Source organism: Methylobacterium sp. HMF5984 (assembly GCF_045033435.1).
GTDB lineage: Bacteria > Pseudomonadota > Alphaproteobacteria > Rhizobiales > Beijerinckiaceae > Methylobacterium.
Window position 1 is genome coordinate 267565 of record NZ_JBJFLN010000001.1, and the last position, 23740, is coordinate 291304.

The window sequence follows — 23740 nt, forward strand, 5'->3', positions numbered from 1 at the left end:
CGGTGCAGCGAGGATGGGGACAGATCCCAGTCCCACCGCGAGACTGCCATGTCCGAGCCTGCCACGACCAGAACCCTCCCGTCCGCCCCGCTCCGCGTTCTGCCAGGCCTGGCCCTGTGCTTGAGCGTGACCGGGCTCGCCGTCGGTTTGGAGGCTCTTGAGGACCATCTGTTCGGCCGGGCGTGGCTGGAGGCCCTGGTCCTCGCCATCGTGCTCGGAACGGCGATCCGCACCGCCTGGAACCCGGGACCGCGGTTCTTCCCCGGTATCGCCTTCGGCGCCAAGACCGTTCTGGAGATCGCCGTCGTCCTGCTCGGAGCCTCGCTCAGCGTCGCGACCCTGCTCGCCGCCGGCCCAGGGCTCCTCGTGGGCATCGTCGTCGTCGTCGCGGCAGCCATCGCGGCGAGCTATGGCATCGGCCGGGCGCTCGGGTTGCATCCCCGCCTCGCTATCCTGGTCGCCTGCGGCAACTCCATCTGCGGCAACTCGGCCATCGCGGCGACCGCCCCGGTGATCGGGGCCGAGGCCGAGGACGTGGCCTCCTCGATCGCTTTCACAGCCGTGCTCGGCGTCCTCGTGGTACTCGGCCTACCGCTCCTGGTGCCATTGCTCGGCCTGTCACCGATGCAGTACGGCGTGCTGGCGGGCCTGACCGTCTACGCCGTGCCGCAGGTACTGGCCGCGACTGCGCCGGTGGCCGCTCTCAGCGTTCAGGTCGGCACCCTGGTCAAGCTCGTGCGGGTCCTGATGCTCGGGCCGGTGGTTCTCGTCCTCTCCCTTGGGGCAAGCCGGCTCCGCGAGGAGACGGGCGAGGCTGCCCCCCACGTCAGTGCAGGAGAACGTCCGAAGCCGGGCAAACTTGCGGTTCATCGCCTCGTGCCGTGGTTCATCCTGGCATTCCTCGCCATGGCGGGGCTGCGCTCGGCTGGATTGATCCCGCAGGCCGCCCTGACGCCGATCGCCACGACCGCCAACGGGCTCACCATCGTCTCGATGGCCGCGCTCGGGCTCGGGGTCGACGTGCGCAGCGTAGTCGGCGCGGGTGCGCGGGTCACGCTCGCGGTGGTCGCCTCGTTGGCGGCCCTCACCGCCGTCAGCCTCGGCTTGATCCGGGTCCTCGGGATCGCGTGAGCCGGCTCCCCCTCGACGCGCTCGCTCGCCTTGCAAGGGAAAGAACGATCTGCTCAACCGAACGAAACGAGCGGATCTTTCTATTAGAATGCTCATCCAGGGGGAGATATCTTCTCCTCATCGAAAAGACGGGCCCCGGGAGGCCCCACCCGAACGTGGAGGAACGCCGTTGAACCATGCTGCCATCCCTCGCCGTGCTGTGCTCGCCGGTCTCGGCATCGGCGGTCTCGCCGCTGCCGCACCTGCCTGGGCAGCTGGCTCGATCAAGCTCCCGCTTCCCGGCGGCCCCGACACGCGCGATCTCACGACCGCGTTCCCCGGCAAGGGGTCCATGATCCTGCAACGTACTCGGCCACCGCTCCTGGAAACGCCGTTCGAGGTGTTCGACCAGGGCGTGTTCACCCCCAATGACCGCTTCTACGTACGCTGGCATTGGGCCTCGATCCCCACCGAAGTCGACGCGAATGCCTTCCGACTGAAGGTGCACGGACACGTCGACAAGGAACTGTCGTTGTCGCTCGACGAGATCGCTCGGTTGCCACGCTTAGAGATCGCGGCGGTCAACCAATGCTCGGGCAACTCCCGCGGGCTGTTCGAGCCGAGAGTGCCCGGGGCGCAATGGGCCAACGGCTCGATGGGCAACGCGCGCTGGACCGGCGTGCGCCTGAAGGACGTGCTCGACCGAGCCGGGGTGAGGGCCGGTGCCGTGCAGGTGCGCTTCAGCGGTCTCGACGAGCCGGTGGTGGAGGATGCGCCCGACTTCAAGAAGTCGCTCGATCTCAATCATGCCGACAATGGTGAGGTGATGATCGCCTACGCGATGAACGGTGAGCAGCTGCCGCTGCTCAACGGCTTCCCGCTGCGGCTCGTGGTGCCGGGCTGGTACTCGACCTACTGGGTCAAGATGCTGTCCGACATCGAGGTGCTGGATAAGCCCGACGACCAGTACTGGATGAAGACCGCCTACCGCATCCCGGACGTCCCGGGCGCCAACATCAAGCCCGGCCAAACCGGCTTCAAGACGGTGCCGATCAACAAGATGGTACCGCGCTCGTTCGTCACCAACCTGCAGGATGGCGCCAAGGTGGCGGCTGGAACGCCGGTGGCGTTGCGCGGCATCGCCTTCGGCGGCGATTGCGGGGTGAAGGCGGTCGAGTTCTCAGGCGACGGCGGCGCGACGTGGTTCCCGGCACAGCTCGGCGCGGACGAGGGCCCCTACAGCTTCCGCCGCTTCGACGGCAGCCTGCCGGCGTTGGCCGCCGGGACCCACACGGTCAGGGTCCGCTGCACCAACACCGACGGCGTCGCGCAGCCCATGGACCGGGTCTGGAACGCCAACGGCTTCATGCAGAACGGCATCGAGGCCGTGTCCTTCCAGGTCGCTTGAGGAGAACAGCCATGATCGCGATCCGTTCTGCGGCCCTCATCGCCGTGCTCGTCCTGTCTCCCCCGATAGCGCTCGCGGCGCCTGCACCCGAGCCGATGCGCTTTACCTCGCAATCCATCGAGATGCCGACCTCCGACCGGATCTTTCCGGACGGGCCGGGGGCGGAGGTGGTCAATAACAACTGCCTCGCCTGCCACTCGGCCGGGATGGTGCTGACCCAGCCCAAGCTCACGAAGGCGCAGTGGACCGAGACCGTGAACAAGATGGTCCACGTCTACAAGGCGCCGGTCGACCAAGCCGACGTGCAGGCCATCGTCGACTACCTCGCTGCGCTGAAGCCACAGCCCTGACGGTTCACGACCGGCCAATCCGCGTCCCCGCTTCGAGGGATCGGCCGGTCGGAGATCATCGACCTACGCGCCGCGGCCCCGCGTGCGCCGCCTCCATATCCGAGAGACCATTCCATGACATCGATCCGTTCCGGCCTGCGCTCGCTCATGGCCTGCAGCGCACTGCTCCTCGCTACGGTCGCCCCAGGGCTTGCCGCTGGTTTCGACGGCGCGATCAAGAACAACTCCCTCGCGCTGAGCCCCGACGGGCGCACGGCCGCCGTCTCCAACAGTGAGGAGAGCCGGGTCCTGGTCTACGACGTGACCGCGGGCAAGCTCGTGCGCACGCTCGACGGCTTCGTCACCCCGCGCAACATCGCGTTCGCCCCGGACGGCGCACGCTTCTACGTCTCAGACAGCGGCACCGGCCGCATCACCGCCTATGAGACCGCAACCGGGAAGGAAGCCGCGATGATCGCGGCCGGGCCCGGCGCGTTCGGAACGGTGCTGTCCGGCGACGGGGCCAAGCTCTACGTCAACAACGAAGCGGCGAGCACGGTGAGCGTGTTCGACACTCGGACCGGGCTGGCACAGGCCGTGGTGACGGGCTTCAGCCAGCCACGGCAGGGGGTGCGGCTCGCGCCCGACGGCAAGACGCTGTTCGTGACCAACTTCCTCGGCGACAAGATCTCCCTCGTCGATACGGCGAGCCACAAGATCACCGGTGAGATCACTGGCTTCGACAAGCTGCGGGCTATCTCGATCACCAAGGACGGCAAGACGCTGTTCGCCGCCAATAGCGGACGCAACACCGTCGGCGTGGTCGATCTGACCGCGGGGAAGGTGGTCGCCGAGGTGCCGGTGGGCCAGGACCCCTACGGCGCGGCGCTGACGCCGGACGGCAAGTTCGTCTATTCGGGCAACCTCAAGGACAACACGCTGTCGGTGATCGACACCGCCACCCGCAAGGTCGTGGCGACCGTCACCGGCCTGAACGAGCCGAGGCAGGCGATCGTGTTCTCGTCCGACAACACCAAGGCCTACGCGCTCAACCGGGATCTCAGCGTCGCGGTGATCGATCGGGCGAGCAATGCCATCACCGCGACCATGAGGCCGTGAGCGGAGCGCGTCGGGATCGGATCGGTCCCGACGCGTTGGACAAACGCACCTGAACCGGGAGACCCGCATGTCGAGCTTGGCCGAGCGCAAGGCGCGCCTGATCGTCCACGGGGATGCCCCTTACAACGCCGAGCCGCCGCTCGCTCGACTGCGCGCGGCTTACCGCACCGCGGCCGACGACTTCTACGTGCGCTCGCACGGCGACCTGCCCGAGATCGACGCGGACGGTTACCGCCTCAGCGTCGATGGGACGATCCAGACCGCGCTGGAACTGTCGCTGCACGGATTGCGCTCGCGCTTTCCCCAAGTCACCGTGACCGCCACGATGCAGTGCGCGGGCAACCGCCGTGCGGACATGCGGGCGGTGGCGCCGGTCTCCGGCGATCCGTGGGACGGCGGCGCGATCGGTACCGCCGACTGGACCGGGGTCCGGTTGGGTGATGTGCTGCGCGAGGCCGGGATCGACGCCGGTGCAGACCTGCACGTCGCCTTCGAGAGCCACGATACGGTCGAGGGGCATCCCTACGGGGCCTCGATCCCACTCGCCAAGGCGCTCGCACCGGAGACCCTGCTCGCCTACGCGATGAACGGCGCGCCGCTCCTGCCCGAGCACGGCTTCCCGCTGCGCGCCGTCGTGCCGGGATTTGCCGGGGTGCGCAGCCCGAAATGGCTGAAGCGCGTCACCGTGCAGGACCGGCCGTCCGACAACCCGATCCAGGCCGGCGACTACAAGCTTTTCCCACCCGATGTGACCGCGGAGACGGCCGACCCGAACGCGGGGCACACCATCAACACCATGCCGCTCAACGCGGTGATCTGCGAGCCGGCTCGGGGTGCGCGTTTGAAAGCCGGATCGAACATCGTCAGCGGCTACGCCGTATGCGGGGATCGCGCCGTAGTCCGGGTCGACGTCTCGGGTGACGGCGGCCGGACATGGGCGCAGGCCGCGCTGGAGCACGACGCGCGTGCGCCGTTCGCCTGGACGTTCTGGTCGATCGACCTCGATCTGCCGGCGGGCGAGCATGAGCTGGCGGTGCGCGCCTGGGACGAGGCCGGGCAGACCCAGCCTGCCGCCCCCGACGACACCTGGAACTACAAGGGCTATCTCAGCGCCGCGTGGCACCGCGTGCACATCACCGCCGCCTGAGGCAGCGGCTCAAGCCCAGAGCAGGGCGGTGGCAGCGAGGCCTGAGATCGCGATCAGCAGGGTTGCGATCCCGACGGTTAGCATGCGCGGCATCATCGGCACCTCCGCGTGGGCGAGGCGTGCCCGGATCGCCCGGTCGCGCCAAGCGGCGGCGGCGAAGGATGCGAGCGCGCAGGCGATCAGCGTCAGCGACAGCACCTTCAGCGGCCACAGAGCCAGCACCTCGCGCAGGAAGCGCTGTGCGGCCAGGCCCACGCCGAGGAAGGCGAGCCCGGTGCGCAGCCACGCGACGAAGGTGCGCTCGGCTGCCAGCACCGTCCGGTCCTCGGCGAGCTTGACCCGCGGGTCGTCGGCCGGCACGGGTTTCGAAGGCTCGCTCATCCGGCGTCGGCTTGCTTGATCAGGTCGAGCAGGGCGTCGGCGGCCCGGCTGCGATAGCGCTCCTTGTGGCGTAACATCCGAAAGGTTCGGGTGGGCAGTGAGAACCGCGCCGCGACCAGCGAGCCTTCGGCGAGCTCGCCCGCAACGACGGCCTCCGACAGGACGCTTGCCCCCGCCCCGGCCTTTACTGCGGCAAGCACGGCCTCGTTCGAGGGCAACTCCAAAGACACCGTCAGGACGTCCGGTGCCAGCCCCTGCGCCGCGAGCGCCGCTTCGAAGGCGGAGCGCGTGCCGGACCCAGCCTCGCGCAACACGAACGCGTGCGCCGTAAGATCAGCGGCCGTCAGCGCGTCGGCGGAAGCGAGCGGGTGGCCGGGCGGGACGACGAGGACGAGGCGATCCAGAGCGACCGCGACGCTCGCCAAGGCCGGGGCATCGACCTCGCCCTCGACGAAGCCGAGTTCGGCCGCCCCCTCGGCGACGACCCGCGCGACGTCGGCCGTGTTGCCTATCGCGAGACGGATCGCGACCTCGGGGTAGGCGGCGCGGAACGCGACGAGGTGGCGGGGCAGCCAATGGCTGGCGATGGTCTGGCTGGCATGGACGCGCAACGTCCCTCGCCGCAGCCCGCTGAGATCGGCCAACACCAGCTCGGCAGTTTCCGCGCGAGCGAGCACCGCCCGAGCCTCGCCGAGGAAGATGCGACCGGCCTCGGTCAGCTCAATGCCACGCCCTACCCGGTGGAACAGTTTGACCGCGTGCCGGGCCTCCAGCCCCGAGATCGCGGCGCTGACCGCAGACTGGACAATGTTGAGCGCTTCGGCCGCGCGGGTGATATGCTGGCGCTCGGCCACCGCCACGAAAATGCGCAGCTGATCCAGGGTCATCGACGGGCTCGGCGGTCTAGAAGAAGGCGGCGAGCCTATCACGCGCTGGTATGCTCGGGTCTGTGAGACTGCCCTATCAGAACTGCTACGTTCCAGCTTGACGGTTCCGTTCCTCAAACCCTATCGGACCGTCGCAATTTGGGTCGGCTTGCGGGCAGTATGTTGGGGTCCGGTTCCCCCCGAGCCGCGCTTGCGGGGTGGCCGACGAACGACCGCTTTTGAGAAACGCAAACGTTCTTCCCAGCGGCCGGGTTGGGTCGGAGGCGGAATAGCCGCTTGGGGTGGTTTCCGGCTAGTCCGGTTTCGGGTGGCGAAACTGGAAAAGCGGACGCCCCATACGAGCGAACGGCCGACTGCTCTGCGCCATCGGCGCACCAAAGGGCGCAACCACTTGAATGGCCCCTTGGAACCCGACAGCTGCTGTCGAGACAATGATTTTCCGTATCCCCCGCTAGTCCGATCAGATGCCCGCGTACCAGGCGTACCCCTGGTTCTCCCAGCAGCCGCCCTTGCCCTGGCCGATCCCGGCAAGGCTCTCGACCACCGCGATGCGCATCACGTACTTGGCCTGATTGTAGCCGAGGTTGCGCTCCACGCGCAGGCGCAAGGTAGCGCCGTTGGCCACCGGCAGTTCCTTACCATTCATCTCGTAGGCGAGGATGGTCTGCGGATGGAACGCGTCGACGAGGTCGATGCTCTCGTAGTACCGGACCGGTGATCCGCCACCGGCCGCGGTGACCTTCCTGCTTTCCCCGCCGCCCGACTGCTTGGTCATGGCCGGGTTGCCGGACGGAGGGCCGGCGCAGAGGGCCAAGTTCCGACTTGCGTGCGATTTCCTGGACCATCCAGCGCCCTTCTCGGACGTCGTGGGCCTCGCGTCCTCCGGTCCGCGGTCGGTGTCCTAGGACCCGCCGGATCTCGATTTCAGCGCGGTTATCGGAAAGCGCCGCCCTGTTTCCACCATCTTCGGAGTCGTGAAAGCCTCGTTTCGCCAACGTCGTCCGGAACCTCGGGGACGGCCCTGGCGATGTGTCCCGGATGTCCCGACCCGAATAACCAACCCGATGCAGACACGCGCGACGCCCCCTTCGATCCGAGCCGACTCACGCGCGAAGAGCTTGAGGCCGAGGTCGTCCGCCTGCGCGACCGTGCGAACGACCCCGGGGTGGATCGACGCAAGATGGCCGTGCTCGATAGCACGACCTCTCTCGCCATCATCCTGACCGACCGGGAGGGGCTCGTCACCGACTGGAACGTCGGGGCCGAACGCATCCTCGGCTGGTCGGCCGAGGAGATGTGCGGGCGCAGGCTGGAGCGCATCTTCACGCCCGAGGACATCGCCATCGGCCGCGCCGGCACGGAGATGCTCCTGTCGCTGGAACATGGTCGCGCCGACGACGAGCGCTGGCACCTGCGCAAGGACGGCTCACGCTTCTGGGCCTCGGGCGAGATGATGCCGCTGCGGGGCCACGGGAGCGAGGATCTGGGCTTCGTGAAGGTGTTGCGCGACCGCACCGCCGAGCACCGGGCCGGAGAGGACCTGCGCCAGAACGCGATCCGCCTTCGCGAGAGCGAGGACCACTACCGCCATACCGTCGAGCTGAACCCGCAAGTGCCGTGGACCGCGGACCCGCAAGGCAACATCACCTCGTACTCGAACCGCTGGCTCGAACTCACCGGACAGGCCCCGGGCGAGCCGCTCGGCGCCGGCTGGGCCAAGGCGATCCACCCGGACGACGTCCCGCATACCGTGGCGGCGTTCGGGGCCAGCCTCGCCAGCGGCGAGCCCGTCGACGTCGAGTACCGCATCCACGTCGCCGCGGTCGGCGAGCATCGCTGGATGCGGGCGCGCGCCTACCCGCGCCGGGACGAAAAGGGTGAGGTCGTCCAGTGGTACGGCATCGTCGAGGACATCCACGACCGCAGGCTGGCCGAGAACCGCCTCGCCAGCAGCGAGGAGCGCTACCGCAGCCTGTTCGAGAGCATCGAGGTCGGCTTCTGCATCGTGGAGATGCGGTTCGAGGGCTCGGTCGCCGTCGACTACCGCATCGTCGAGGCCAACCCCGCCTTCGTGCGCCAGACCGGGGCGGACGTCACCGGCAGGTGGGTTAGCGAGTTCGCCCCGAACCTGGAGCGGCACTGGTTCGATACCTACGGGCACGTCGCCCTGACTGGCGAGCCCGCCCATTTCGAGCACTACGCCGAGGTGTTCGGGCGCTGGTTCGACGTGCGTGCCCTGCGGACGGGTGATCCGGCCGCGCATCGCGTCGCGATCTTCTTCTCGGACATCACCGAGCGTCGGCGGGTCGAGCGGCGGGCGGAGGCCGGCGAGCGAGAGCTCCGCCTCATCACCGACGCGCTCCCGGTCCTGATCTCGTTCATCGGCGCGGACCACGTCTACCGCTTCGCCAACAGGGCCTATGACTCTTGGTTCTTCCTCCCGTCCCAGGAGGTCGTCGGCCGGGATGTCCGCGACCTGCTCGGTCCCGAGGGCTACGCCGCGCGAAAGCCCTTCATGGACCGGGCGCTTGCAGGCGAGGCCGTCACCTTCGAACTCGACTGGCCGCACCGCGACGGCCGGCCCCGGGTCGCCGAGATCCGCTACCTGCCCCGCAGGTCTACGGACGGCGGCGTCGACGGCTTCCACGTGTTCGTGCACGACGTCACCGACCGCAAGCGCACGGAAGTCGAGCTCGCGCGCCAGGTCGCCGACCGCACGGCCGAGCGGGACCAGATCTGGCAGGCGTCGTCGGACCTGCTCTGCATCGCCAGCCTCGACGGCTACTTCGTCAGCCTCAACCCGGCATGGCCGGCGAGGCTGGGCTGGTCGGAGGCCGAGCTCAAGGCCCACCCGTTCCTGGACTTCGTGCATCCCGACGACGTCGCGGCAACCGTCGCGGCCGCGGGGGGGCTCTCACGCGGCGAGGCTCAGCTTACCTTCGAGAACCGCTACCGGCACAGGGACGGTAGCTACCGCTGGCTTTCCTGGAACGCGGTGCCGCGCGACGGCCAGATCTACGCCTCCGTGCGCGACGTCACCGAGATCAAGGCCCAGGCCGAGGCCCTCGCCAGGACCGAGGAGGCGCTGCGCCAGTCCCAGAAGATGGAGGCCGTCGGCCAACTGACCGGCGGCCTGGCGCATGACTTCAACAATTTGCTCGCGGGCATCTCCGGCTCGCTCGAACTGATGCAGACCCGGATGTCGCAAGGGCGGATGGGCGACCTCGACCGCTACATGAGCGTGGCCCAGGGTGCGGCCAAGCGCGCCGCGGCGCTGACCCACCGGCTCCTTGCCTTCTCCCGGCGCCAGACCCTCGACCCGAAGCCAACCAACGTGAACCGCCTGATCACGGACATGGAGGAGCTCATCCGACGCACGGTGGGGCCTGCCATCCATCTGGAGGTGGTCGGCCTCGCCGGCATCTGGCCGGCTCTGATCGATCCGGGCCAGCTTGAGAACGCGTTGCTGAACCTGTGCATCAACGCGCGCGATGCCATGCCGGATGGCGGCCGCATCACCATCGAGACCGCCAACAGGTGGATCGACGAGGCCGGTGCCCGACAGCACGATTTGCCGCCCGGCCAATATCTCGGCGTCTGCGTCTCGGACACCGGCACCGGCATGTCGGCGGAGCTGATGAACAAGGTCTTCGAGCCCTTCTTCACCACGAAGCCCTTGGGCGAAGGCACCGGCCTCGGCCTGTCGATGGTCTACGGCTTCGCCCGCCAGTCCGGAGGTCAGGTCAGGCTCTATTCAGAGATCGGGGAAGGCACCACGGTGTGCCTGTACCTGCCGCGCCACTACGGCGATGCCGACGAGGACGAGGTTAGCCGCAAGCTCGCCGAGGTCGGGCGTGCCGGACAGGGTGAGACCGTGCTGATCGTCGACGACGAGCCCTCGGTCCGCATGCTCGTGACCGAGGTGCTTGAGGATCTCGGCTACACCGCCATCGAGGCCGCAGACAGCGTCGCCGGCCTGAAGGTGCTTCAGTCCGACGTGCGCATCGACCTGCTGGTGACGGACGTGGGCCTGCCCGGCGGCATGAACGGGCGCCAGATGGCGGATGCCGGCCGCGAGAGCCGGCCCGACCTGAAGGTGCTGTTCATCACCGGCTACGCCGAGAATGCGGTGCTCGGGAACGGCTACCTGAGCCCCGGCATGCAGGTCCTGACCAAACCGTTCGTGCTGGAGACGCTCGCCTCGCGCATCAAGGACCTGACCACGGCGGCGTGAGGGAGGATAATCGAGGCATCGGCCGTGTCCCGTCGGCGTGTAGGTACGGATGTCATCTCGAACGGCAATTGTCGGATTGTGGGCGTAGGCATTGCATGACATGCGTAACCCAGTCGACGATGAGCCGTCGGCCGGATCTTCCACGCATGACCAGCGATGCCGTTCACCCGTTCGAGGGCAACTTGCTGCTCGCCGCGCTCGCGCCGCGTGACGTGGCACTTCTCGCGCCGCATCTCGCCCGGCAGGAACATGACCGGGGAGACCTGCTGTTCCGCGTCGGCGAGGACGTCTCGCACGTCACCTTCCCCCTCGACCGGACCGTCGCCACCCTGGTGGTGCCGCTGAGCGGTGGCCGGACCGCCGAGACGGCCACGGTCGGGCACGAGGGGGCGGTCGGCGGCGTGGTCAGCCACGGCTACCTGCCCGCCTTCACCCAATGCGTGGTCCAGGTCGAGGGTGCGGTCCTGCGCATGGACGCGGGCCGCTTGCGCGAGGCCAAGCGCGCCTCCCCGACCCTGAACGACCTGTTCGTGCGCTACGCCGACTGCCTCCTTGCGCAGGTCCTGCAATCGGTCGCCTGCAACGCCGCCCACCCCATCGAGCAAAGGGTGCTGCGATGGCTCCTAGGCCTCCAGGACCGGGTCGGCACCGACGCCTTGCCGGTCACCCAGGTCGTGCTCGCCGGTATGCTCGGCATCGGGCGCACCTACGTCACCACGGTGCTGACCAAGCTCCAGGACCAGGGCCTGATCCACGTCGGACGCGGCCGCATCCACATGCTCGACCGGGCACGGACGGAAGCCGCCTGCTGCGATTGCCACGCCCGGGTGCGCGGGCACTTCCGCACCGTCCTCGGGGCGATCCACGCGCCCGACGGCGAGATCGTCGCCGTCGAGGCGACGGAGCCCGGAACGGAACCGCCGCCCCGGCCCGATGCAATCCTTCCGGAATTCCGGGAGGCTGGTCGATGACCGCCCCGACGGCCACCCCGTTCGAGGTTTCCCGACCGTCGAGACTTGCGGCGCTCGACGCCTACGGCATCCTCGATACCCCTCCCGAGAAGGAGTTTGACGACATCGTCCAGCTGGCTCGGAAAGCCTGCGCGACGCCTGTGGCCCTGGTCAGCCTGGTGGCCGGCGACCGGCAGTGGTTCAAGGCCCGCGTCGGGTTCGAGCCGTGCGAGACCACGCTCGACAAGTCGGTGTGCGCGCATGTCCTCGGGCAGCCTGACCTCCTCGTCATTCCCGACCTGCGGGAGGACCATCGCACCAGGGATAACCCGCTGGTCACAGGCGACCCGTTCCTGCGCTTCTACGCTGGCGCGCCGCTGGATGCGGCGATCGGCGGGTGCCTCGGCTCCCTGTGCGTCATCGACGTCGAGCCGCGACCCGATGGCCTGACCACGGACCAAGCGGAGTCCCTCCGGGCCCTGGCCCGTCAGGTCATGGCCCAAGTGGAGCTCCGGCGGTCGCTGGCCGAACGCGGCGACATGATCGCCATCCAGCGTCCGACCGTGGCCCAGCACGAGGCCCTGCTCGCCGCCCAGGCCGCCGTCGTGGGTTCGGGTGGCCGGCACCATGACGTCCTCGACGCGGTCGTCGGCGGCGTCCTGCGGGCCCTGCCCCAGGCCGAGGGCGGCGTCGTCGAGATGCTGGAGGGCGACGAACTCGTTTACCGGCACGCGGCCGGAAACCTGCTCCGCCATGCCGGCCTTCGCCTACCGCTCCACGGCAGCTTGGCGGGTGCGTGCCTTCTGTCCGGACGGGCACGGGCGGTGTCGGACGTGCTCGACGACCCCGACGTGAAGCGCGACCTGGTCGAGCGACTCGCGTTGCGGTCGTGCGTGGTCGTTCCGATCACGCGGGACGGAGAGGGCATCGGCGTCCTCAAGGTCCAATCCAGTCGGGCCGGCGCCTTCTCGCAGCGCGACGTGGAGGTCGTCGGCCTGTTCGCCGGCACCGTCGCCGCCGGTCTCTACAAGGTCGGTGAGGCCGAGGCCCGGAGCCGCGCGAAGGACGCTGACAAGCGCTACAAGACGGTGTTCAACAGCGCCATCGACTACGCGATCATCGTGATGGGCCTCGACGGGCGCGTCGACGACTGGAACGAGGGCGCCACCCGCATCCTCGGCTGGTCGCCGGCGGAAATGGTTCAGCGGCCGGCCGACGTGTTCTTCACGCCGGAGGACCGGGCGAACGGCATCGCCGGCAAGGAGATGCAGGGCGCCCTCGACCATGGTCGCGGCGTCGACGAGCGCTGGCACCTGCGCAAGGACGGAAGCCGCTTCTGGGCCAACGGCGAGATGATGGCGCTGCGCGACGAGACCGGCGCCGCCGTCGGCTTCCTCAAGATCCTGCGCGACCGCACCGAGCAGCGCGAAGCCGCCGCTAGGCTGCAGGCAAGCGAGGGCTTCCTGCGCAGCGTGCTCGATTCCTCGGCCGACTGCATCAAGGTGCTCGATCTCGACGGCCGCATCGAGTCCATGAACGAGGGCGGTCGGCGCGTCATGGAGATCGACGACTTCGCCGGCATCGCCGGGATGGACTGGACCGGGTTCTGGGATCAGGCAGACAAGGCCGATGCCCGGGCGGCCGTAGACGCAGCCGTGTCGGGTGGCGTCGGGCGCTTCACCGGGCCGGCCTGCACGATGAAGGGCACCCGGAAGTGGTGGGACGTGCAGTTGACGCCGCTCCGTGACGGCGACGGTGCGGTCGCCAAGCTCCTGGCCGTATCCCGGGACGTCAGCGCGAACCGGAAGGCCGAGGAGGCCCTGCTCGCCAGCGAGACGCGCTACCGCGACCTGTACGACAGCATCGACGCGGGCTTCTGCGTGATCGAGGTCAAGCTCGACGCGACCGAGCGGCCGCTGGATTATCGCTTCGTGGAGGTGAACCCGGCCTTCGAGCGGCAGTCAGGCCTTAAGGGCGTTCTTGGCCAATGGATGCGCAGCCTGGCCGACGGCCACGAGGAGCATTGGTTCGAGATCTACGACCGCATCGCCCGCGGCGGCGCACCTGAGCGGTTCGAGCACGTGGCGAATGCCCTCGGGGACCGCTGGTTCGAGGTCTACGCCTATCCCTTCGGCGGGCCCGGCTCCCATCAGGTCGCCGTGCTGTTCAACGACATCACCGCGCGCAAGCGCATCGAGGACGCGCTCAGGGCGAGCGAGGCGAGCCAGCGCTCGATCCTGGCGACCGTGCCGGTGGGCATCCTGTTCGCCGAGGCGCCCTCCGGCCGCGTGGTCGGGGGCAACGCCTTCATGGAGAGGGTGATCGGCCGGCCGACCATCGAGCCTGGCGGCGCCGAGAGCGACAGCGAATGGGTCGCCCGTCATGCGGATGGTCGCCCGGTCGCCCCGACCGAGTTCCCGGTCGCGCGCGTGATCCGCGAGGACCTGGAGCGCGCCGAGCTTGAGGTCGAGTTCGAACGCCCGGACGGCAGCCGCATCTGGACCCAGATCGTCGCCACGCCGGTGCGTGACGCGGCTGGGGCCGCCACCGGGGTGGTCGCGGCCATCTCCGACATCGACGCGCGCAGGCGGGCCGAGGAGCAGCGCGACCTGCTTAACGCCGAGCTCAGCCATCGCATGAAGAACCTCCTGGCGATGGTTCAGGCCATCGCCTCGAACACGTTGCGCGGAGCCACCGACATCGAGGTCGCCAAGGAGGTGCTGGCCGACCGCCTGATTACCCTCGGGCGGGCGCATGACCTTCTGCTTGGAGGGGCCGCGGAGCATGCCGGAATGGAACACGTCATCCGCGGGGCGGTCGGCCTGCAGGACGACGGTTCCGGCCGGGTCCGCTACCGCGGCCCCGAGGTCGAAATCGGCGGCAAGGCCGCGCTCGCCCTCGCGCTGATGGTCCACGAGCTCGCGACCAACGCCGCCAAGTACGGTGCGCTCTCGACCGAGGAAGGCCATGTCGACATCGTCTGGACCCTGGCGGGCGAGGAAGCGGGACGGACGCTCGCCGTCTCGTGGTGCGAGAGCGGCGGCGTGCCCGTCGTCCCGCCATCGCGAAAGGGGTTCGGGACGCGCCTGATCGAGCGCGGCCTCGTCGGTGCGGTCGACGGGAAGGTTTCGCTGACCTACCCGCCGGACGGCGTCCGATGTGTCGTCCAGGCACCACTGCGCAACTTCCAGGATGCGCTTTGAGATCGTCCCGCAACACCTCGCCGACCTTGTCGTTGTCGCTGCGGCCCTTCTTTCCCCGGAGCCCCGAACCCCCGCCGCATGCTCGTTGAACCAACGTCACGAACGAAGCCATTTCCGCGTGCCGGCGGTGAGATGGGTGCGCTCATGCGCGCCCATGAATGGTCCCGCACGCCGGTGGGCCTTCCACAGGGCTGGCCCACCGCCCTGAAGGTGACCGTCAACCTGATCCTGGCTTCGCCCGAAAGCATGTTCCTGGCCTGGGGCCCGGACCTGACGTTCTTCTTCAACGACGCCTACCGCCCGATCCTCGGACCGAGGCTCTCCCAAGCGCTCGGCGCCTCGTTACCCGAACTCTGGCCCGACGCCTGGGAGCAGGTCCGGCCGATGGTCGAACTCGCGCTGGCCGGCACCGCGAGTCGCTATGACGACCTGCCACTCATCACGGCTCGGAACGGCGTCGGGGAGCGGACCTGGTGGTCGTTCTCGTATTCGCCGGTGTTCGACGAGGATGAGGATATCGGCGGTTTCCTCTGCGTCGTGTCGGAGACGACGCAGCGGGTCCTGTCCGAACGTGCCCTGCGGGCGCGCGAGAGGGAACTCCTGCTCATCACCGACACGCTTCCGGTGCTGATCGCCTTCATCGATCAAGACCTCGTCTACCGGTTCGCCAATCGTGCCTACGAGGATTGGTTCTTCAGGTCGCCCGAAGAGGTGATCGGACTGAGTGTCCACGACCTTCTGGACGAGGCCGGCATCGCCGCACGGCGCGCCGCCTTCGAAGCCGCGCTGGCTGGTGAGCCGGTCAGGCTCGAACTGGATTGGCCGCATCGTGACAGGCGCCCGCGGATCGCCGACATCCGCTACCTGCCGCGCCGGGCGGATGACGGGACCGTCGATGGTTTCTACGTCTTCGTCCTCGACGTGACCGACCGCAAGCAGGCCGAACATCACCTGCGCGAGATGAACGAAGCCCTGGAGCGTCGGGTCGCGGAGAGGACGAAGGACCGCAACGCCCTCTGGCAGCTCTCGTCGGACATCATGCTCCGGTGTGGGTTCGATGGCGTCATCATCGCGGTCAATCCGGCGTGGACCGAGGTCCTGGGCTGGGGCGAGGGGGATTTGGTCGGGAGCAACATCTTCGAGTTCATCCACCCCGACGACCTCAAGCATACGGCGGAGGGTGCATCCGCATCCTCCGATGGACATGCCTTCACCCGTTTCGACAACCGCTACCGACACAAGAACGGGGAATACCGATGGATCTCGTGGTCGACCCGACCGGACGAGGACGCCATCAACGCCGTCGGGCGTGACTTCACCGACGAGCGCGCCAAGGCCGATGCGCTACAGGCCGCCGAGGACGCCTTGCGCCAAGCCCAGAAGATGGAGGCCATCGGTCAGTTGACCGGAGGCGTCGCGCACGATTTCAACAACCTCCTCACCGTTATCAAGTCGTCGACCGACCTGCTCAAGCGGCCGGACCTGCAGGAGGAGCGGCGTCTCCGCTACGTCGGCGCTATCTCGGACACGGTGGACCGAGCCGCGAAGCTGACGGGCCAGTTGCTGGCCTTCGCCCGCCGGCAGGCGCTCAGACCGGAGGTGTTCGAGATCGGGCACAGCCTGTCGTCCATCGGCGACATGGTCGGCACGCTGACGGGATCGCGCATCGATGTCGACGTGCGCGTCCCGGCCCATGCCTGCTTCGTCGATGCCGACCCGAGCCAGTTCGATACCGCCATCGTCAACGTGGTCGTCAATGCCCGGGACGCGATGGCCGGCGAGGGACGGCTCGTGATCGCGATGACCGAGGTTTCCGGCATCCCGGCGGTCGGCGTGCATCCCGCCGCGCCAGGTACGTTCGTCGCCGTGTCGATCACCGACACCGGCGCTGGCATCGCCCAGGCGGATATGGACCGGATCTTCGAGCCCTTCTTCACCACGAAGGGTGTCGGACACGGGACCGGGCTCGGCCTTTCGCAGGTCATCGGCTTCGCCAAGCAGTCCGGTGGGGACGTCCATGTCGAGAGCGAGGCCGGCCACGGGACCACCTTCACGCTCTACATCCCGCGCGTGCCCGATCCCGTCGCCTCGGACATCCCGGACGACGAGCCCGAACCCCTGGTCGACGGCCACGGCACCCGCGTGCTCGTGGTCGAGGACAACGTCGACGTGGGTAGGTTCGCGACCCAGGCGCTGGCCGAACTCGGCTACGTGACCGTCTGGGCCGCGAACGCCGACGAGGCACTGGCCGAGTTGGCCAGGGACGCGGCCCGGTTCGACGTGGTCTTCTCCGACGTCGTGATGCCGGGCATGGACGGGATCGACCTCGGGCATGAGATCAGGCGGCTTTACCACGACCTGCCGGTGGTGCTGACGAGCGGCTACAGCCACGTGCTGGCGAAGAACGGCACCTACGGATTCGAGCTGCTGCACAAGCCCTACTCGGTGGAGCAGCTATCACGCATCCTGCGCAAGGTCGCGATGTGGCGTCGGCGTAAGAGCGCCTTGGGCCTCTAGTGGTCGGAATCTAACAGTTGATACCGTCCACTCTCGACCCTTCTCAGACCCGTGGAAGGTCCGCTTCTCGGCAGCTAAGTCGAGGATGACCCACGTCCAGGGTGGTGGATTTCCGCTGGTCCGCTTAAGGAAGTGAGGGCTGAGAAAGTAGCCCTCACTCGATCGAGCAACCGCAGTGATCAGCCTTCATCCGCGTTCCCGAAGAGCGGTGTTCCGATCCGGGCCCATAAGGCGTCAGGCGATACAAATGCCGGGAACCTCGACCTTACGGAACAGATGGGGGCTCGCCCTCGCGCTCTCTGGATACTCCGAGAGTTTCGCCCGAAACTCGGGGTTGGCGAAGGCGGCCCGGAAATGGGCGACGGACTGCCAAACCGCATAGTTCAGAAAGACACCGCTTCCCGCGATGCCGCGATGGAGCTGTGTCGAGATGAAGCCCGGCTGCCGCTTCATGATCGCCGCATCGCGGCTCCAGACCTCCAGAAGCGCGTCCGCGTCCTCTGGCGGGACGACGAAGGTGTTGATCAAGACGACCGGACCGGCCTCCTCGTCGGCCAACTGGTCGGCGAGGGTCACGGTGCTGTCCATTTCGATGAATGTCGACATCGGGTGCTCCCTGGGCAGGCAGGCCAATGAGTTGCCCGCGTGATGCCCACATGGCATCATGGTGTCATTATCAGCGAAATGGCATCATGATGTCAATAGGGCGGTGATCTCTGCGATGTCCGAAGTTTCTCCCTCTGCTGAAGCGCTGACCGATCTCGTTCTCACGCTCTTCCGGGTCAACAACGCGACGCTGATCTGGGGCGACCGCCTGGTCCAGCCCTTCGGGCTCACCAGCGCGCGCTGGCAGATCATGGGGGCCATCGCCTATGCAGATCGGCCGCAGCCAGTGGCTTGGCTGGCCCGGGACCTCGGCGCGAACCGGCAGAACGTGCAGCGCATCGTCAACGAACTCGCCAAGGACGGCTTGGTGGCCTTCGAGACCAACCCACACCACAAGCGCGCACAACTCGTAGTTTTGACCATGGCAGGTCGGCAGGCCTACGAAGCCGCCGTTCGGGCTTGGTTTCCGGCGGCCGGCGACTTGGCTAAAGACATCCCTTCCGACGATGTCGCCACGGCGCTGCGTGTTCTCGGAACGCTGCGTAACAGGCTCGCGGAGAGCGGCGCCGATGCCGAGGAACGGAGCGCGTAGCTCACGGTCGGCTGACGCCCCCGACGCCCCGGGTATCGTCCACAAGCCCGGCTGCTTTCGGGGATCGCTGGCGGAACGTCCGCTTGAGGGCGAAGGGTCAGGGTCTGCTCCCCACCCTTCTCGGACGATCACAAGGTCTTTTAGCGGGTGGTCGTGTATGCACAAGCAAACACAATAAGTAATAAATTTACATTCTGTCTCAAATCGGGACCAGATGATAAAGGATATACGACATTAAGCGATTGCCATTCTTTCCATCGATCGCCATATATTCACCGTGGTCGGCTCATTTCAGGGCGCTGACGATTGAGGGACCGCGTGTGCTCTTGCCCCCAGCACAACGGCACACGTGGCACCCCTCAAGCAGACTGAACTTCGCAATCGCCTCCTGCGCGCGCTGCCGCCGGAGGACTTCGCTGCCTTAGCGCCTGCGCTGCGCCCCGAGGTGATACCCCTCCAGCGAGTACTCATCTCAGCCAACACGCAGATTAGGACCGTCCACTTCATGGAGGCGGGCATTGTCTCCGTCACCTCCGATGCGCCCAGCGGCCGCGTCGAGGTCGGTTTGCTCGGCCGCGAGGCCCTGGTTGGTGCCTCTCCAGTTCTGCTCGGCGACGATCGCAGCCCGTTCACCCACTTCGTGCAGGCGGCCGGGCACGTCTTGACGGTCGATGTGCCCGACCTGCGCGCCGAAGTGGAGCGACGCCCCGCCCTGCGCAGTCTCCTGCACCGCTACATCCAGGCCCAAATCGTCCAGACCGCGCAGACCGCGTTCGCGAACGCCCGGTGCGGTACGCCGACCCGCCTGGCTCGCTGGCTGCTGATGTGCCACGATCGCGGCGAGGGCGACGACATCACGGTCACGCAGGAGTTCATGTCGCTGATGCTGGGCGTCGAACGGCCCGGCGTGACGATGGCGATGCGGACGCTGGTGAAGGACGGCCTCGTCGCCAAGGGCCGGGGCCGCGTCCAGATCATCGACCGGGAACGCCTACTCGACTTGGCGGGGGACGGCTACGGCTTGGCTGAGACCGAGTACGCCCGGCTGATCGAAGGGAGTGCCGACCCGGAAGCGCCGTAGCCCGAGCATTCACCGCATCATGGGTGGGGCTCATCAGCCAGTTCGCGCAAGTATGCTAACGCGCGGTGGCGATCCTCTGCGGTCTTGATCCGGTCCCAGAGCCGTGCGCACTCACTTGCCCCGGCAAGGCGTTCGGTCGCCTCGGTGTCGGCGAAGAAGCTCCCAACAGGAATACCGAGGCTGGCGGCCATCGCGGACAGCTTCGCCAGACGGGCGACATCTGCGGGATCGCTCATGCTCACCTCCAGCAGTCGCATCCGGATACGTCCGCAACCTTATAGCCCCCGAAGCGGAGTGTAAAATTCTTACACTTTTAGTGTGATTGCATCAGAGGTGGTATATCAGCATCAGTCTCAGCTCACATGTCGCTCGCTGATTGGGTAACTTTTCTTGATGTGTTGGACGTCAGGGAGCCTTCTCAGGCTTCTGCATCGCGTGCGCGAGGGCCACGGGCTCGCCAGATGTCGGTGCTCTGACCTCATCCAGGGCTCGCGCCTTGGTTTTCGCGTTCCGCAGAAACGACATCGCCTTCGCCCGGTCCTGGGGCTCTTCCAGCGCGAACCACAGGTTCAGCAGTTCAAGGGTCTCACTCAATTGGTGTTGGTTCTGACCATAGAAGGCTTCCGGGGAGCAACCGAGTGATGCGGCAAGGCGATCAAGCAAAGCATTCGCCTTCTCGCGCTGGATGGGCGTCAGATTGCTGGAAGACATAGGCCCTCGAAGTCACAACATGGGATATGTAAAAAATTTACAAAACCTCAGCGTAAGAAAATTGCATATCCCGCATTGCTTTCCACGCCGTGCGGCTCATACCTACCCAACCAGATTGAGGAAACATAGCCGACTGCGATGCCGATGACGGACGAAATGGTCGCACTGGCCGAGGTGTGCCTTGAGGCAAACGAGATCGTGCAGGCGTATGGCACACCTGAGATGATGACCCTCATGCGCTTGCTATTGTTTCAAATCGGCCAAGAGATCGCGCGTTGCGAAGTTGAGCCCAGGGCGAAGCTCGACGGTGGCTAAGAGCGGCGGCTCCATGCAGGCGCCTATGCGAATTTGACCCGGCTTGTTCGATGATCCGCTTGCGACAGCGGAAGAACGTCCGCTTCAGGGCGAAGGGTCAAGGTCCGCTCCCCACCCAGCGCGGACGTTCGGGCGGATGCCATGCGTCAGATTTTCAGTACTTGGGCAGCGGAGTCCGTCCCACCCCGGCGCGTGGACCTGCCGTAAGCTTCGAGTGCGATCACGACGGGAGCCGGTGCCGGTCCAACGCCCTTCGTCGAATTCGACCACCCGCCACATACTTAACGAACCGTCGATCCCGGCAACGGGCACCGGGAAGCGCTTCCTGATGCCCGTTGCCCTCGGAGTCGCGAATCCCGCGCTCGAACCGATGGGGAACCAAGGCGGCTTGCAACGGGGGTTCCCGCTCCCGGTCACGTCATCCCCGGCCTGAGCGCAATCACGGCGCGTGTATGAGATCCCGTATCCGCGTGGCCAGGGCCTCCATCGCGAACGGCTTGGTCAGCACCCGCATCCCAGGGGCGAGATGCCCGTGTCCGACCGCGGCGTTCTCGGCGTAGCCGGTGATGAACAGGACCTTGAGGTCGGGCCGGTGTACGAGGGCGGCGTCCGCCATCTGACGCCCGTTCATGCCCCCCGGTAGCCCGACGTCCGTCACCAACAGGTCGATGCGCACGTCCGACATCAGCACCTTCAGTCCGGCGCCGCTATCCGAGGCCTCGATGGCGCCGTAGCCCATGTCCTCCAGGATCTCGGTCACCAGCATGCGCACGGTCGGCTCGTCGTCGACGACCAGCACCGTCTCCCCCCGTTCGGCGCGTTGGAAGCCAAGCGCTGCGGTTGTGGTCTCGTCGAGCTCTGCATCGCCGTGGTGGCGCGGCAGGTAGAGGCAGACGGTGGTGCCCTGGTCGATCTCGGAATAGATCCGGACTTGCCCTCCCGACTGGCGCACGAAGCCGTGGATCATGGACAAGCCGAGGCCGGTGCCCTGTCCTGTCGGCTTGGTGGTGAAGAACGGTTCGAACGCCTTCTCGATCACCTCGGGACGCATGCCGCCGCCGGTGTCGGTGACGCAGAGCGATAGGTACTGACCCGGTGCCAAATCACGTTCTGCGGCCGCGCGCTCATCCATCCACTTGTTGGCGGTCTCGATGGTGATCCGACCGCCATCCGGCATGGCGTCGCGCGCGTTGATGCAGAGGTTCAGCAAGGCGTTCTCAAGCTGCGGCGGGTCGACGAGGGCTGACCAGAGGCCCGCCGTCCCGACCACCTCGATGGCGACGGACGGCCCGACAGTGCGCCGGACGAGATCCTCCATCCCGCCGACCAGTCGGTTCACGTCGGTCGGCTTGGGATCGAGGGTCTGCCTCCGCGAGAACGCCAGCAGCCGGTGCGTCAGGGCGGCGGCGCGCCTGGCCGCACCCTGGGCGGCGTTGATGTAGCGGTCGAGCTCCGTGAGCCGCCCCTGGCTCATTCGGGCCTGCATCAGTTCCAGGCTGCCGGAGATGCCGGCGAGCAAGTTATTGAAGTCGTGCGCGAGGCCTCCGGTCAGCTGCCCGACGGCCTCCATCTTCTGCGATTGCCGCAATGCCTCCTCGATCCTGAGACGCTGCTCAATCCCTTCCGTGACCCGGGCTTCCAGCGTGGCGTTGAGGTCCCGCAAGTCGGCGCTCGCCTGCTCGGCGGCCTTGCGGGCCTCCAGGATCTCGCGCTCGTAGCGGCGGCGTTCCGAGGCGTTGAACACCGTGATCCGGATGAACCGGACCTGCCCATGCTCGTCCATGCGCGCGACGGCGTTGGCCAGGACCGGCAGGACGCCGCCGTCGGCGCAGCGCAGGTCGAAGGCGACCTCGTCGAAGTGGCCCTGCATCCGCAGCAAGGGCGCGAATTGGGTCTCGTAGAAGATCTTGCCGGGGACGGTCAGCAGGTCGAGGACGCGGCGGCCCACGAGGCTCTCGGCGTCGTAGCCCGTCCATGTCGAGAACGTGCGGTTGGCCCGGGTGATGCGGCCGCCCGATCCTATCGAGAGGTACCCGCAGGGCGCGTTCTCGAACAGGTCCTCCAGGTCGTCGGCCTCGGGCGGGGCGACGGGTGCACTCATCGAAGGAAGGCTTCGATGGCGGCGACCGTCGCGTCCGGGGCGCTCAGGTTCGGGCAGTGACCCTCCGCCTCGATCACGACAAGCTCGCTCGCGGGAAGGCGACGGTGAAGGTATTCGCCGACGGCTCGGGGTGCGATCACGTCCTCGCGGCACTGGAGGATCAGGCAGCGCGCCGTGACCCCGTCGAGGTCGTCGCGGCTGTCGGACAGGAACGTCGTCCGGGCGAACGCCTTGGCGATCTCGGGGTCGGTGCGGCAGAAGCTGTTGGTGAGCTCTTCGGCGAGCTCCGGACGGTCGGGATTGGCCATGATGACCGGGGCCATCGTCTGCGACCAACCCATCGGATTGCTATCGAGGAACTCCAGCAGTTCGTCGAGCTCCTCCCGCTTGAAGCCGCCAACGTAGTCGCCGTCGTCGATGTAGCAGGGCGAGGGCGCGACCAGGACGAGGTCCGAAAAGAGTTCCGGGGCTGACTTCGACGCAAGCACGCCAACCATGGCGCTCACCGAGTGACCGACGAACACGCCGTCGGAGATGCCGAGCTCGCGGCCGATCTCGACCAGGTCGGAGGCGTAGCCGTCGAGGGAGGCGTACTTGGCGGGGTCGAAGGCCGACAGGTCCGATCCACCGGCGCCGACGTGGTCGAACAGGACGGTGCGAAACCTGTCCCGAAAGGCCGGCTCGACGAAGCGCCACATGTTCTGGTCGCAACCGTAGCCGTGGGCGAAGACCATCGCCCGCTCGCCGGGCCCCAGGCCGTTGGCCTGGACATTGTTCCGTCTGAGAACCGACATGGCTTGACCGAATCCATCGTAACGCCGGTCGGGTGACGTTGCGGGACGCATATCCTCGCCGACGCAGCCTGCACGGATTGAGACCAGACAACGCTTCCAGGTGCCGGATCGACCGTATCGTCGATCCGGCACCTGGAAGCCGAGAAGAGCGATTTGTCTAGGACGCGCCTGCGCCCTGGCACGTCGCTTTCCTACTTGGCAAACGAAAGGGTTCCCCGACCGCGGAGGTCTCACGCAGCGTCTCGAAGCACTGAG

19 protein-coding genes and 1 pseudogene are annotated in these 23740 nt (G+C 67.3%); 12 read left to right on the forward strand and 8 right to left on the reverse strand.

Translation table 11 applies throughout. The features are described 5' to 3' along the window. The first annotated feature begins 48 nt into the window (after positions 1-48). The 5 genes from ACFZ8E_RS01305 to ACFZ8E_RS01325 all read left to right on the forward strand — a co-directional run bounded on the left by ACFZ8E_RS01305 (position 49) and on the right by ACFZ8E_RS01325 (position 5113). A complete protein-coding gene (locus ACFZ8E_RS01305; RefSeq protein WP_405041766.1) occupies positions 49-1131 on the forward strand; it encodes a YeiH family protein in 1083 nt (360 codons plus the stop codon). Positions 1132-1219: 88 nt separating this feature from the next. Beyond that, positions 1220-2518: a molybdopterin-dependent oxidoreductase gene (locus ACFZ8E_RS01310; protein ID WP_405041767.1), complete on the forward strand. Its 1299-nt coding sequence runs from the start codon at positions 1220-1222 to the stop codon at positions 2516-2518. 11 nt (positions 2519-2529) lie between these two features. After that, positions 2530-2868 carry a c-type cytochrome gene (locus tag ACFZ8E_RS01315; RefSeq protein ID WP_405041768.1) on the forward strand — a complete coding sequence of 113 codons (339 nt, stop codon included), beginning with the start codon at positions 2530-2532 and terminating at the stop codon, positions 2866-2868. 114 nt (positions 2869-2982) lie between these two features. Continuing rightward, positions 2983-3966, forward strand: coding sequence for a beta-propeller fold lactonase family protein (locus ACFZ8E_RS01320; protein WP_405041769.1), 984 nt, complete (start codon positions 2983-2985; stop codon positions 3964-3966). Positions 3967-4033: 67 nt separating this feature from the next. Next, on the forward strand, positions 4034-5113 hold the full coding sequence (locus ACFZ8E_RS01325) for a molybdopterin-dependent oxidoreductase (protein ID WP_405041770.1): 1080 nt from the start codon (positions 4034-4036) through the stop codon (positions 5111-5113). A gap of 9 nt (positions 5114-5122) precedes the next feature. On the opposite strand, the gene ACFZ8E_RS01330 is transcribed toward ACFZ8E_RS01325, so the two are convergent. The 3 genes and pseudogenes from ACFZ8E_RS01330 to ACFZ8E_RS01340 all read right to left on the reverse strand — a co-directional run. Next, a complete protein-coding gene (locus ACFZ8E_RS01330) occupies positions 5123-5494 on the reverse strand; it encodes a YidH family protein (RefSeq protein WP_205833318.1) in 372 nt (123 codons plus the stop codon). Continuing rightward, positions 5491-6381: a LysR family transcriptional regulator gene (locus ACFZ8E_RS01335; RefSeq protein ID WP_405041771.1), complete on the reverse strand. Its 891-nt coding sequence runs from the start codon at positions 6379-6381 to the stop codon at positions 5491-5493. The genes ACFZ8E_RS01330 and ACFZ8E_RS01335 overlap by 4 nt, the downstream gene beginning before the upstream one ends. A gap of 460 nt (positions 6382-6841) precedes the next feature. Continuing rightward, positions 6842-7165, reverse strand: a pseudogene (locus tag ACFZ8E_RS01340) (molybdopterin-dependent oxidoreductase); the annotation flags it as partial. Between the two features lie 396 nt (positions 7166-7561). Between ACFZ8E_RS01340 and ACFZ8E_RS01345 the strand changes: the two are divergent. From ACFZ8E_RS01345 to ACFZ8E_RS01360, 4 genes are all read left to right on the forward strand, one after another. Then, positions 7562-10615, forward strand: coding sequence for a PAS domain S-box protein (locus ACFZ8E_RS01345; protein ID WP_405041772.1), 3054 nt, complete (start codon positions 7562-7564; stop codon positions 10613-10615). Between the two features lie 146 nt (positions 10616-10761). Then, complete coding sequence (locus tag ACFZ8E_RS01350) at positions 10762-11586, forward strand: Crp/Fnr family transcriptional regulator (RefSeq protein ID WP_405041773.1); 825 nt, start codon at positions 10762-10764, stop codon at positions 11584-11586. After that, positions 11583-14768 (forward strand): PAS domain S-box protein, encoded by a 3186-nt coding sequence (locus ACFZ8E_RS01355; protein ID WP_405041774.1) that lies wholly within the window; start codon positions 11583-11585, stop codon positions 14766-14768. Before ACFZ8E_RS01350 ends, ACFZ8E_RS01355 begins: the two co-directional genes overlap by 4 nt. A gap of 144 nt (positions 14769-14912) precedes the next feature. Beyond that, a complete protein-coding gene (locus tag ACFZ8E_RS01360) occupies positions 14913-17285 on the forward strand; it encodes a PAS domain-containing protein (RefSeq protein WP_405041775.1) in 2373 nt (790 codons plus the stop codon). Positions 17286-17519: 234 nt separating this feature from the next. Here ACFZ8E_RS01360 and ACFZ8E_RS01365 read toward each other — a convergent pair whose 3' ends face one another. Beyond that, positions 17520-17891 carry an antibiotic biosynthesis monooxygenase family protein gene (locus tag ACFZ8E_RS01365; protein ID WP_405041776.1) on the reverse strand — a complete coding sequence of 124 codons (372 nt, stop codon included), beginning with the start codon at positions 17889-17891 and terminating at the stop codon, positions 17520-17522. Positions 17892-18006: 115 nt separating this feature from the next. Between ACFZ8E_RS01365 and ACFZ8E_RS01370 the strand changes: the two genes are divergently transcribed. Both ACFZ8E_RS01370 and ACFZ8E_RS01375 read left to right on the forward strand, forming a co-directional pair. Continuing rightward, positions 18007-18483 carry a MarR family winged helix-turn-helix transcriptional regulator gene (locus tag ACFZ8E_RS01370; RefSeq protein ID WP_405041777.1) on the forward strand — a complete coding sequence of 159 codons (477 nt, stop codon included), beginning with the start codon at positions 18007-18009 and terminating at the stop codon, positions 18481-18483. A gap of 349 nt (positions 18484-18832) precedes the next feature. Further along, positions 18833-19564: a Crp/Fnr family transcriptional regulator gene (locus tag ACFZ8E_RS01375; protein WP_405041778.1), complete on the forward strand. Its 732-nt coding sequence runs from the start codon at positions 18833-18835 to the stop codon at positions 19562-19564. Positions 19565-19581: 17 nt separating this feature from the next. Here ACFZ8E_RS01375 and ACFZ8E_RS01380 read toward each other — a convergent pair whose 3' ends face one another. Together ACFZ8E_RS01380 and ACFZ8E_RS01385 are read right to left on the reverse strand one after the other, a co-directional pair. Next, positions 19582-19800: a hypothetical protein gene (locus tag ACFZ8E_RS01380; RefSeq protein WP_405041779.1), complete on the reverse strand. Its 219-nt coding sequence runs from the start codon at positions 19798-19800 to the stop codon at positions 19582-19584. A gap of 169 nt (positions 19801-19969) precedes the next feature. Beyond that, positions 19970-20275, reverse strand: a complete 306-nt coding sequence (locus tag ACFZ8E_RS01385) for a hypothetical protein (protein WP_405041780.1) — start codon at positions 20273-20275, stop codon at positions 19970-19972. Positions 20276-20413: 138 nt separating this feature from the next. Here ACFZ8E_RS01385 and ACFZ8E_RS01390 point away from each other — a divergent pair, with 138 nt between their 5' ends. Beyond that, positions 20414-20590, forward strand: coding sequence for a hypothetical protein (locus ACFZ8E_RS01390; RefSeq protein ID WP_405041781.1), 177 nt, complete (start codon positions 20414-20416; stop codon positions 20588-20590). Between the two features lie 439 nt (positions 20591-21029). On the opposite strand, the gene ACFZ8E_RS01395 is transcribed toward ACFZ8E_RS01390, so the two are convergent. After that, a complete protein-coding gene (locus tag ACFZ8E_RS01395; RefSeq protein WP_405041782.1) occupies positions 21030-22691 on the reverse strand; it encodes an ATP-binding protein in 1662 nt (553 codons plus the stop codon). After that, complete coding sequence (locus ACFZ8E_RS01400; RefSeq protein WP_405041783.1) at positions 22688-23485, reverse strand: alpha/beta fold hydrolase; 798 nt, start codon at positions 23483-23485, stop codon at positions 22688-22690. Before ACFZ8E_RS01400 ends, ACFZ8E_RS01395 begins: the two co-directional genes overlap by 4 nt. Positions 23486-23740: the final 255 nt, after the last annotated feature.

Coding starts and splice junctions, on each gene's coding strand:
- ACFZ8E_RS01305 (WP_405041766.1), top strand. CDS start 49: ATGTCCGAGCCTGCCACGACCAGAACCCTCCCGTCCGCCCCGCTCCGC.
- ACFZ8E_RS01310 (WP_405041767.1), top strand. CDS start 1,220: ATGCTCATCCAGGGGGAGATATCTTCTCCTCATCGAAAAGACGGGCCC.
- ACFZ8E_RS01315 (WP_405041768.1), top strand. CDS start 2,530: ATGATCGCGATCCGTTCTGCGGCCCTCATCGCCGTGCTCGTCCTGTCT.
- ACFZ8E_RS01320 (WP_405041769.1), top strand. CDS start 2,983: ATGACATCGATCCGTTCCGGCCTGCGCTCGCTCATGGCCTGCAGCGCA.
- ACFZ8E_RS01325 (WP_405041770.1), top strand. CDS start 4,034: ATGTCGAGCTTGGCCGAGCGCAAGGCGCGCCTGATCGTCCACGGGGAT.
- ACFZ8E_RS01330 (WP_205833318.1), bottom strand. CDS start 5,494: ATGAGCGAGCCTTCGAAACCCGTGCCGGCCGACGACCCGCGGGTCAAG.
- ACFZ8E_RS01335 (WP_405041771.1), bottom strand. CDS start 6,381: ATGACCCTGGATCAGCTGCGCATTTTCGTGGCGGTGGCCGAGCGCCAG.
- ACFZ8E_RS01345 (WP_405041772.1), top strand. CDS start 7,562: ATGGCCGTGCTCGATAGCACGACCTCTCTCGCCATCATCCTGACCGAC.
- ACFZ8E_RS01350 (WP_405041773.1), top strand. CDS start 10,762: ATGACCAGCGATGCCGTTCACCCGTTCGAGGGCAACTTGCTGCTCGCC.
- ACFZ8E_RS01355 (WP_405041774.1), top strand. CDS start 11,583: ATGACCGCCCCGACGGCCACCCCGTTCGAGGTTTCCCGACCGTCGAGA.
- ACFZ8E_RS01360 (WP_405041775.1), top strand. CDS start 14,913: ATGCGCGCCCATGAATGGTCCCGCACGCCGGTGGGCCTTCCACAGGGC.
- ACFZ8E_RS01365 (WP_405041776.1), bottom strand. CDS start 17,891: ATGTCGACATTCATCGAAATGGACAGCACCGTGACCCTCGCCGACCAG.
- ACFZ8E_RS01370 (WP_405041777.1), top strand. CDS start 18,007: ATGTCCGAAGTTTCTCCCTCTGCTGAAGCGCTGACCGATCTCGTTCTC.
- ACFZ8E_RS01380 (WP_405041779.1), bottom strand. CDS start 19,800: ATGAGCGATCCCGCAGATGTCGCCCGTCTGGCGAAGCTGTCCGCGATG.
- ACFZ8E_RS01385 (WP_405041780.1), bottom strand. CDS start 20,275: ATGTCTTCCAGCAATCTGACGCCCATCCAGCGCGAGAAGGCGAATGCT.
- ACFZ8E_RS01390 (WP_405041781.1), top strand. CDS start 20,414: ATGCCGATGACGGACGAAATGGTCGCACTGGCCGAGGTGTGCCTTGAG.
- ACFZ8E_RS01395 (WP_405041782.1), bottom strand. CDS start 22,691: ATGAGTGCACCCGTCGCCCCGCCCGAGGCCGACGACCTGGAGGACCTG.
- ACFZ8E_RS01400 (WP_405041783.1), bottom strand. CDS start 23,485: ATGTCGGTTCTCAGACGGAACAATGTCCAGGCCAACGGCCTGGGGCCC.